This is a genomic window from Staphylococcus rostri (assembly GCF_002902145.1).
In the GTDB taxonomy this organism is placed as follows: domain Bacteria; phylum Bacillota; class Bacilli; order Staphylococcales; family Staphylococcaceae; genus Staphylococcus; species Staphylococcus rostri.
Genome location: NZ_PPRF01000040.1, coordinates 79,431 through 88,549 on the forward strand (window position 1 = coordinate 79,431; position 9,119 = coordinate 88,549).

10 protein-coding genes are annotated in these 9,119 nt (G+C 36.9%); 9 read left to right on the forward strand and 1 reads right to left on the reverse strand.

The annotated features are described in order from the left end of the window. Nucleotides 1-45 precede the first annotated feature (45 nt). The 3 genes from CD122_RS07080 to hfq are packed head-to-tail and all read left to right on the forward strand — an operon-like array spanning nucleotide 46 to nucleotide 2,141. A complete protein-coding gene (locus tag CD122_RS07080; RefSeq protein WP_103358300.1) occupies nucleotides 46-999 on the forward strand; it encodes an alpha/beta hydrolase in 954 nt (317 codons plus the stop codon). Further along, on the forward strand, nucleotides 986-1,942 hold the full coding sequence (gene miaA, locus CD122_RS07085) for a tRNA (adenosine(37)-N6)-dimethylallyltransferase MiaA (protein WP_103358301.1): 957 nt from the start codon (nucleotides 986-988) through the stop codon (nucleotides 1,940-1,942). The genes CD122_RS07080 and miaA overlap by 14 nt, the downstream gene beginning before the upstream one ends. Then, a complete protein-coding gene (gene hfq / locus CD122_RS07090; RefSeq protein ID WP_103358302.1) occupies nucleotides 1,935-2,141 on the forward strand; it encodes an RNA chaperone Hfq in 207 nt (68 codons plus the stop codon). The genes miaA and hfq overlap by 8 nt, the downstream gene beginning before the upstream one ends. A 510-nt stretch (nucleotides 2,142-2,651) precedes the next feature. Here hfq and CD122_RS07095 read toward each other — a convergent pair. Further along, nucleotides 2,652-3,125: a glutathione peroxidase gene (locus tag CD122_RS07095; protein WP_103358303.1), complete on the reverse strand. Its 474-nt coding sequence runs from the start codon at nucleotides 3,123-3,125 to the stop codon at nucleotides 2,652-2,654. Nucleotides 3,126-3,232: 107 nt separating this feature from the next. On the opposite strand from CD122_RS07095, the gene hflX reads away from it, so the two are divergent. The 6 genes from hflX to CD122_RS12320 all read left to right on the forward strand — a co-directional run bounded on the left by hflX (nucleotide 3,233) and on the right by CD122_RS12320 (nucleotide 9,014). Next, the gene (gene hflX / locus CD122_RS07100) at nucleotides 3,233-4,471 is read left to right on the forward strand and encodes a GTPase HflX (protein WP_103358304.1); all 1,239 of its coding nucleotides are present in this window, start codon (nucleotides 3,233-3,235) and stop codon (nucleotides 4,469-4,471) included. Between the two features lie 7 nt (nucleotides 4,472-4,478). Further along, nucleotides 4,479-5,723 carry a methionine gamma-lyase family protein gene (locus CD122_RS07105; protein ID WP_103358305.1) on the forward strand — a complete coding sequence of 415 codons (1,245 nt, stop codon included), beginning with the start codon at nucleotides 4,479-4,481 and terminating at the stop codon, nucleotides 5,721-5,723. A 594-nt stretch (nucleotides 5,724-6,317) separates the two neighbouring features. Then, nucleotides 6,318-6,686, forward strand: coding sequence for a MerR family transcriptional regulator (locus CD122_RS07110; RefSeq protein WP_103358306.1), 369 nt, complete (start codon nucleotides 6,318-6,320; stop codon nucleotides 6,684-6,686). A 23-nt stretch (nucleotides 6,687-6,709) separates the two neighbouring features. Then, on the forward strand, nucleotides 6,710-8,050 hold the full coding sequence (gene glnA, locus CD122_RS07115; protein WP_103358307.1) for a type I glutamate--ammonia ligase: 1,341 nt from the start codon (nucleotides 6,710-6,712) through the stop codon (nucleotides 8,048-8,050). 255 nt (nucleotides 8,051-8,305) lie between these two features. Continuing rightward, nucleotides 8,306-8,512 (forward strand): hypothetical protein, encoded by a 207-nt coding sequence (locus CD122_RS07120; RefSeq protein ID WP_103358308.1) that lies wholly within the window; start codon nucleotides 8,306-8,308, stop codon nucleotides 8,510-8,512. A gap of 370 nt (nucleotides 8,513-8,882) precedes the next feature. Next, nucleotides 8,883-9,014, forward strand: a complete 132-nt coding sequence (locus CD122_RS12320; RefSeq protein WP_373694279.1) for a hypothetical protein — start codon at nucleotides 8,883-8,885, stop codon at nucleotides 9,012-9,014. Nucleotides 9,015-9,119: the final 105 nt, after the last annotated feature.

The following is a 9,119-nucleotide window of genomic DNA, read 5'->3' on the forward strand; positions in this document are numbered from 1 at the left end:
TGGTAAAGTATAGATAGGATAAATGACGAAAGGTGGAGAGATAAGATGGTCAAACATGAAGCAATGAAGATGACAATGACAGATGGCACAATGCTCGAAACCAAAGTTGATCGTGCCGACAGAGAGGCAGTTGGCATCATTCATATTTTTCACGGTATGGCTGAACATATGGATCGCTATGAACCACTTGTCAACAAACTGAATGAACGTGGCTACCATGTCATCCGTCATAATCATCGCGGTCACGGGAAAGAAATTGATGGGATTCGTGGACATTTTGATTCTATGGAACAAGTCGTCACAGATGCGAATGAAGTACAAACGACATTGCGCAATGACTTAGGACAACAGCTACCGTATATTGTAATCGGGCATTCAATGGGATCGATTATTGCACGTCAATATGCCGAAACATACCCTGAAACATTGCAAGGTCTGATTTTAAGTGGTACGGGTTACTTCCCGAAATGGCAAGGGTATCCGTCGTTTGTTGCCCTGAAGCTTATTACATTGTTGTTTGGATCAACGAAACGATTAGATTGGGTCAATCACCTTGTAACAGGTCGCTTTAACAAACAATTCAAACCACAACGAACAGTGAGCGACTGGATTAGTTCAGATCACGCAGAAGTAGACAAGTACATAAAAGATGCGTACTCAGGTTTTAATGTGTCGAACCAACTCGTGTATAGTGTCACACGCAGTATGATGAAGACGGGTGAATTGGCAAATATCCAACGAATGAACAAACGCGTCCCAGTTTTGCTTGTATCAGGCAAGGACGATCCATTTGGCGAAAATGGTAAAGGGATTCGTCGTCTCGCACGTCAACTGAAAAAAGGCGGTATTGAACACATTACAGTCCAATTGTATCCACATAAACGGCATGAAGTGTTATTTGAAAAAGACTATGAAAATGTTTGGAAACACCTATTAGACTGGATGAGTCGCCAAATTATACAAAAAACAAAAGAGAGTGAAGCACATGAGCAAAAATAAACCATTTCTTGTTGTGATTGTCGGACCGACTGCGAGCGGTAAGACAGCATTGAGTATAGAATTAGCCAAAGCGATTAATGGAGAAGTCATTAGTGGTGATTCTATGCAAGTATATAAGGGAATGGATATCGGTACAGCGAAGATTACGCAAGAAGAAATGGAAGGCATTCCACACCATTTAATTGATATCTTAAACCCAGACGAACCGTTTTCGGCTTATGACTTTCAACAACGTGTGAAGCCACTGATAGAAGCTATTACAGCGCGTGGTAAAGTGCCAATTATTGCGGGAGGTACAGGCTTATACATTCAATCCGTGATCTATGATTATCGTTTTGATGATGAAGCCGTATCAGCAGAGCGTGCGCAAGCGGTTGAAGCCCAAATGGCGGAACTTGCCGCGTATTCCAACGAAGCGTTACACGAATATCTTGGTACATTTGATCCGGAATCTCAAGAAGCGATTCATCCGAATAATCGTCAAAGAGTGGAGCGCGCGATTGTCTACTACTTGAAAACAAAAAAAGTTATGAGTAAACGTAAGAAAAGTACCCAGTTAACAGAAAATTATGATACATTAATAGCAGGGATAGAAATGTCGCGCGAAACATTATATCAAAGAATAAATAATCGCGTTGACATCATGTTGTCTCAAGGTTTATTGGATGAAGTGCAAGAACTGATTGATCAGGGATATGCATCGTGTCAGAGTATGCAAGCTATCGGTTATAAGGAAATGATCCCTGTTGTTACAGATGGTAAGGATGTAGATGTCGCAACTGAAGAACTTAAGCAACATTCACGCAACTATGCAAAAAGGCAGATGACCTGGTTCAAAAACAAATTAAATGTTCACTGGTTAGATAGAGAGAAGATGTCACTTACTTCAATGTTATCTGAGCTCACAACCCAAATAAACAAAAGGAGATATGAAAATGGTTGAGAAAAGAAACATTCAAGATGAGTACCTTGAAACTTTCAAAAATGAAGAGAAGGAATTGACGGTCTTTTTAACAAATGGCTTTCAATTACGTGGTACATTACACGATTATGACAAGTATGTCATTGACTTCTTCTCACAAGATCGACATCATCTGATCTATAAACACGCGATTAGTACGTTTGTAGAAGGGGCACAATAATTTGAGTTGTGCGTAGTGCGTATGAATTGGGGAGTGGGGCAGGAATCTCATTTTTTAAAAGATTCCGTTGTCCCACCCCGGCAAGGCTGAGTAGGTGTGAAAAAAGCTTGTAAAAGCATATTTTCACACCAGTCAGCTACTGCCATCTACATAAATACTCAAAAATAAATTGAACGTTATTTGTTAAGGGGATGTGAACAGTTTGATTCAAGCAAGCTGTCGCACGCACTACCGATTGATTGAGCGAAGATGAAACGAATTATGTAATATGATAGAACGTCTTACTACATTGTGGTATGGCGTTTTATTATGCAAAAAAGCAGTATCACTGTGGCTTTGTGCCGACAATGATACTGCTTGTGTACTGCAAATTGATGGATGTGAGACAGATAGCTCACTCTTTTAAAAAGATTGTGTTGTCTTACGTGAAAAAACTTGAGAAAGTGTATTTTCACATCAGTCTACATCAATATTCAAACATAAATTGAATAATGTCCCAATTTCGAATGATTATAATACTTTCTCAATCGCATCTTTAATTTTTTCAGGTGGTTTTTGTGGAGAATATCGATGTATTACATTGCCTTCACGGTCGATTAAAAACTTTGTGAAATTCCATTTAATATTCTCGCTGAATAATCCTGATTGTTGCGCTTTAAGATAAGTAAATAATGGATGTGCATTTTCCCCATTGACATCAATTTTTTCGTGCATAGGGAATGTCACACCATAGTTTAATTTACAGTTCGTTTCAGCTTCTTGACCCGTTCCCGGTTCTTGCTTACCAAACTGATTACATGGAAAACCTAATACAGTAAATCCTTGATCACGATATGTTTCGTAAAGTTCTTGTAACCCTCCGAATTGTGATGTGAAACCACATTCACTTGCAGTATTCACAATAAGTAAAACATCACCTTGATACTTCGCAAGTGGATAGGTTGTGCCATCTGTCTGTGTGACTTCGATATCATATATACTCATAACAACCACTCCTTTATAATTAATATAGCACATTCCTCGGATATAGTCTTAACAAGCACACTGTGTTACAATAAAGTTTACTATGTTAAAGAACGAATGGTGATATGATGCATAATCAACAACCTTATACAACAGAAAAAGTACGTGAAAAAGCGGTCTTAATTGGTGTCGATCTCTATCAATCTGATTATGATTTTGATAGTACGATGGCAGAGTTAGATGCCTTAGCACATACATGCGAATTAGAGGTGAAAGGGGCCTTTTCGCAACGTAAAAACTATATGGACCAGCGCTTTTATGTCGGTAAAGGAAAATTACAAGAAATTGAAGACTTTATTGAATTTCATGATATTGATGTGTTGGTCACAAATGATGAATTAACGACCGCACAATCGAAAAATTTAAATAAAGCGTTAGGCATAAAAATTATTGACCGTACGCAACTAATACTTGAAATTTTCGCGTTGAGAGCAAAAAGTCGAGAAGGGCAACTCCAAGTCGAATATGCGCAATTAGATTATCTATTGCCACGCTTGATGGGGCACGGTAAAAGCTTGTCACGTCTTGGCGGTGGTATCGGGACACGTGGTCCGGGTGAAACGAAGCTAGAGACCGACCGCCGTCACATCCGTACGCGTATGACAGAAATCAAACGTAAGCTTTCTGAAGTGTCTGCACATCGAGAACGTTATCGTCAAAAAAGAGATCAACATGACGTCTTCCAAATTGCTTTGGTAGGTTATACTAATGCGGGGAAATCATCGTGGTTTAATACGTTAACAGACGCAGGGACCTATGAAAAGGATCAACTTTTTGCGACATTGGATCCTAAAACACGACAATTAAAGTTAAATGACGGTTTTGAAGTAATTATTTCAGACACAGTAGGTTTTATTCAAAAATTGCCGACGACTTTAATTGAAGCATTTAAGTCAACATTGGAAGAAGCAAAACGTGCAGACTTGTTGTTACATGTGGTAGATGCAAGCCATGCTGATTATAAAGCACAGTATGATACGGTTAATGACTTGATTAAAACATTAGAAATGGATACGATTCCGCAAATTGTGTTATTTAATAAGCGTGACCTACATACAGGTGAAATGCCAGTGACGAATAAACCAATGGTCTTTGTATCAGCAAAAGACGCCGATGATATTGAAACGGTTAAGAGAATGTTATTAACACAAATGAAACAACAAATGTCATACTATGAAACACGTGTACCAAGTCACGATGCAGATAAATTGTATCAGTTAAAACAACATACGTTAGTCACACGTCTTGAATTTGATGAAGGCGCAGAAGATTATATTGTTGAAGGGTATAAAAAATATAGAAAGTAGCGGGAACATGAGCAAATTAACACAAATTATTGAACAAGTAGAACATACATTAACACCATATTTTAAAGAAATTGAAACACGTGCGTATCATAACCAAGCAAAAGTATTAGACGCTTTCCATAAAGTGAAAATTTCAGAATCTGATTTACTGGGCACAACAGGATATGGCTATGATGACTTTGGGCGAGATCATTTAGAAGCGGTTTATGCTGAAACGTTTAAGGCAGAAGATGCGCTCGTTCGTCCACAAATTATTTCAGGGACACATGCGATTACCGTTGCGTTACAGAGCTTGTTGAAACCGGGAGATGAACTGATGTATATTACTGGAAGCCCGTATGACACTTTATTAGAAGTTATTGGCGTTAACGGCTCTGGTATTGAAAGTTTAAAAGAATATGGCATTGGTTATCGTGAAGTACCATTGAATCATGGCGCAATTGATATTGATGCTGTGAATGAAGCGATTAGCGCAGAGACAAAAGTTATCGCAATCCAACGTTCAAAAGGTTACGACCAACGACCTTCAATTACGATTGACGAGATTGAAAATGCGATTCAACAAATCAAAAAAGTACATCCAGAAGTGATTGTTTTTGTCGATAACTGTTATGGTGAATTTGTAGAAACACGTGAACCAATTGAAGTAGGTGCAGACGTAATCGCCGGTTCATTAATTAAAAACCCAGGTGGCGGCCTTGCGAAAATTGGTGGTTACATTGCAGGGCGTAAAGATTTAATTGAACGTTGTGGTTATCGCTTAACAGCACCAGGTATTGGGAAAGAAGCAGGTGCCTCATTAAGTGCCCTACATGAAATGTATCAAGGCTTTTTCTTGAGCCCACACGTTGTTAGCCAAAGTTTAAAAGGTGCATTATTTACAAGTCTATTATTGGAAAAATGCAATATGCAAACAACACCAAGCTATGACACACCGCGTACCGACTTAATTCAAACAGTATCATTCGAGAATGCCGAACAAATGATCAAATTCTGTCAAAGTATTCAACACGCATCTCCCATTAATGCCCAATTCAGTCCAGAACCAAGCTACATGCCAGGTTATGAAGACGATGTCATTATGGCAGCAGGTACTTTTGTGCAAGGTGCTTCAATTGAGCTTACCGCAGACGGTCCAATCCGCGCGCCATATGAAGTATATGTGCAAGGTGGCTTGACATACGAACACGTTAAGATAGCTGTGACACGTGCAGTAGAAGATATGATCAATGAAGGCTTGATCGAGCTTTAAGCATACGAAAACACCCCCATCTTTTTCGAGAGGGGGTGTTTTTGTATTACAGAGTAGTAAAACTGTATAGCACTGATGTTTGTGATATATGGTGTTTCACTTATACCAAAAATTACAGAGTACTAAAACTAGTCATCGCATTTTTACGAATCTTGTTAGGTTTCACTTATACCAAAAATTACAGAGTACTAAAACCTCTAGCGTTATTATAACTTAGAATATTGATAATTTCACACATAATTTTGATAAGCCTTAATTGATAAGCCATAATGGCAACAAGGGAAAAGGGATCAGAAGGTGACAATATCAAATTTATGACTTCCCTCTTAAAATGGTTTGTTGCTCAACAAAAGATTCACCTGCTTAAACAAGAAGTTTTCAAGTTGAAAGAACAGAATAGGCTACTGACAAAATCTTTAGTTGAAAGCATTTTTGAGTAGTAGTATTTAGAATGTTTAACATTATTCCAGTCTGTTTTGTATTACGTATGTGTTGATTTTGAATTTCATGTCAGGTTTTCTTACATATTTTTGAAATACATAAAATTATGTGCTAATGTTAAGACAAGTTCAAAAGTTCAAGGAGATGGCATAGATGAGTAATGATACAATTCGACGTAATATGCCGGTCTTTCCGATGAGTGTTGTTAGTAAGTTAACGGAGTTGTCTCCACGACAGATTCGTTACTATGAAACACATGAACTAATCAAACCCTTTCGTACTGATGGTAAGAAACGCCTGTTTTCTTTAAATGATTTAGAGATATTGTTGTCAATTAAGCATTTATTAGAAAAGGGCTTCAATATGAAAGGGATTAAGCAAATTATGTTAGCAGAAGAAAGCAGTACATTAAATGATGAAGAAGAGCGTCTAAGAAAACAAATGATTGTGGATACGACGCAGAAACCGCAACGTGAATCTATTCCACTTAATCGTGGTGACTTATCGCGCTTTTTTAAATAACTCATACTGGGGGACAAGATGCAATGACAAAGCAAAAGTTTACTAAGGATGATATTAGAAGGTTTGCCGAGGAACAAGATGTTCGCTATTTACGATTACAATTTACGGACATTTTAGGCACAATCAAGAATGTTGAAGTACCTGTAAGTCAGTTGGAAAAAGTTTTAGACAATGAAATGATGTTTGATGGCTCTTCAATCGAAGGATTTGTTCGTATTGAAGAATCAGATATGTATTTATATCCAGACTTAGACACATGGGTTATCTTCCCGTGGACAGCAGGTAAAGGTAAAGTTGCACGTTTAATCTGTGATGTTTATACAACAGAAGGAAAACCTTTCGCTGGTGATCCTCGTGGTAACTTGAAACGTATTCTAAAAGAAATGGAAGATTTAGGCTATACAAGTTTCAACTTAGGGCCTGAACCAGAATTCTTCTTATTCAAATTAGACGAAAAAGGCGAACCAACAATGGAATTGAATGACCATGGTGGTTACTTTGACTTAGCACCAACAGACTTAGGGGAAAATTGCCGTCGTGATATCGTACTTGAACTTGAAGACATGGGCTTTGACATCGAAGCGTCTCACCATGAAGTTGCACCAGGTCAACATGAAATTGACTTCAAATATGCGGATGCGATTACAGCGTGTGACAACATCCAAACATTCAAATTAGTTGTTAAAACAATTGCTCGTAAACATAACCTTCATGCAACATTTATGCCAAAACCATTGTTTGGTGTGAACGGAAGCGGTATGCACTTCAATGTGTCATTATTTAAAGGTAAAGAGAATGCGTTTTATGATGAAAATGGCGAAATGCAATTAACGAAAGATGCATATCACTTTATTGCAGGTTGTATGAAAAATGCACGTGGTTATACAGCAGTATGTAACCCACTCGTAAACTCATACAAACGTTTAGTACCTGGTTATGAAGCACCAAGTTATATTGCTTGGAGTGGTAAAAACCGATCTCCATTATTACGTGTCCCAACGTCACGTGGTTTATCAACGCGTGTTGAGATTCGTTCAGTAGACCCAGCTGCAAACCCATACATGGCATTAGCGGTTATTTTACAAGCTGGTTTAGACGGTATTAAGAATAAATTAGAAGTACCAAAACCAGTGAACCAAAATATTTATGAAATGAACCGTGAAGAACGTGAAGCGGTTGGTATTGAAGATTTACCATCAACACTTTACACAGCATTAAAAGCAATGCGTGAAAATGAAGTTGTTAAAGATGCGCTTGGTGAACACATTTATAATCAATTCATTAACTCAAAATCAATTGAGTGGGATTATTACCGCACGCAAGTGTCTAAGTGGGAAATTGAGCAGTATATGAAGCAATATTAATTTTTGTAACCCTTGAGGCTGTAAGTCTTGAGGGTTTTTGTTTGTTGTTTTTGCACCCACTATCTATAAAAATTTTGTTTTGGGTGCAAAATGGTCTCAATTATTTGTTAAGAATAAAAACAGATGACTTAATATCTGGCCAGCCGAATGGGTTATTGGAAAAATAATAATCTTATCAACTCGTATAAAAGTATTTTGTTAGAAGTAGTGCAAGGGTGGCTTATATCGTATATTTTATTGTAGGGGGTGAATAAAATGATATTGGTAGAACTAAAAAAAGAACATGAACAATTCTTGGAAAAGTACAACATAGATAAAAACGACTATATTGGTAAAGATATTAATCAATTAATTGATATATTAGATGATTTATCTGTTGATTCGTTGGATGACAATGAAGAAGCAACAGATGAAACGAGAGCGATTGAAACTGTTATTGATGATATAGCATATAACTATTAGTGTATTGAGCATACAAAGTAGTAATGAGTTTTGATAAATAAACAAATAGCTTAAAAAAGTATGCTAAAGGTGAACATGATATTTTGTTAACATTGATGTTTTTGAAAATTGAATGCGTTATAATAAGTCTAGAGGTTTTAGTACTCTGTAATTTTAGGTATAAGTGATACAAAGGGCATTAGACGAAGTAGTTAAACTGTGTTTTAGTACTCTGTAATTTTAGGTATAAGTGATACGGTTAGACGCATCTATTGCTGGAACTACGGGTTTTAGTACTCTGTAATTTTAGGTATAACTGAAATGCTATTATGCCAAAAAATGTATTGCTTATTTTTACCTTAAAGGTATACTGAAGATATCATGAGAGGAGCTGCTTACTTATGATAGAAAAGATAGAGGTACAATTACGCTAAACAAAAGTGAAACTGTTATATTTGCAAATGAGAAATTTAAGCCCTTTAACAATATGATTAAAAAAGAAAGTTCTAAACCTAACACTTAAAAAAATGTAAATAATGAAAGAAAATAATTATTAGTAAATTTTCGCCTTTCTCGGGTATTTTATAGTATAACTTTTGTATTTAAAACTAAGTATATTGACATGGTT

What these genes read in the sequence shown, in the direction of transcription:
- CD122_RS07120 (WP_103358308.1), top strand. Translation starts at nt 8,306, where the DNA reads ATGATATTGGTAGAACTAAAAAAAGAACATGAACAATTCTTGGAAAAG.
- hflX (WP_103358304.1), top strand. Translation starts at nt 3,233, where the DNA reads ATGCATAATCAACAACCTTATACAACAGAAAAAGTACGTGAAAAAGCG.
- glnA (WP_103358307.1), top strand. Translation starts at nt 6,710, where the DNA reads ATGACAAAGCAAAAGTTTACTAAGGATGATATTAGAAGGTTTGCCGAG.
- CD122_RS07080 (WP_103358300.1), top strand. Translation starts at nt 46, where the DNA reads ATGGTCAAACATGAAGCAATGAAGATGACAATGACAGATGGCACAATG.
- CD122_RS07095 (WP_103358303.1), bottom strand. Translation starts at nt 3,125, where the DNA reads ATGAGTATATATGATATCGAAGTCACACAGACAGATGGCACAACCTAT.
- CD122_RS07110 (WP_103358306.1), top strand. Translation starts at nt 6,318, where the DNA reads ATGAGTAATGATACAATTCGACGTAATATGCCGGTCTTTCCGATGAGT.
- CD122_RS07105 (WP_103358305.1), top strand. Translation starts at nt 4,479, where the DNA reads ATGAGCAAATTAACACAAATTATTGAACAAGTAGAACATACATTAACA.
- hfq (WP_103358302.1), top strand. Translation starts at nt 1,935, where the DNA reads ATGGTTGAGAAAAGAAACATTCAAGATGAGTACCTTGAAACTTTCAAA.
- miaA (WP_103358301.1), top strand. Translation starts at nt 986, where the DNA reads ATGAGCAAAAATAAACCATTTCTTGTTGTGATTGTCGGACCGACTGCG.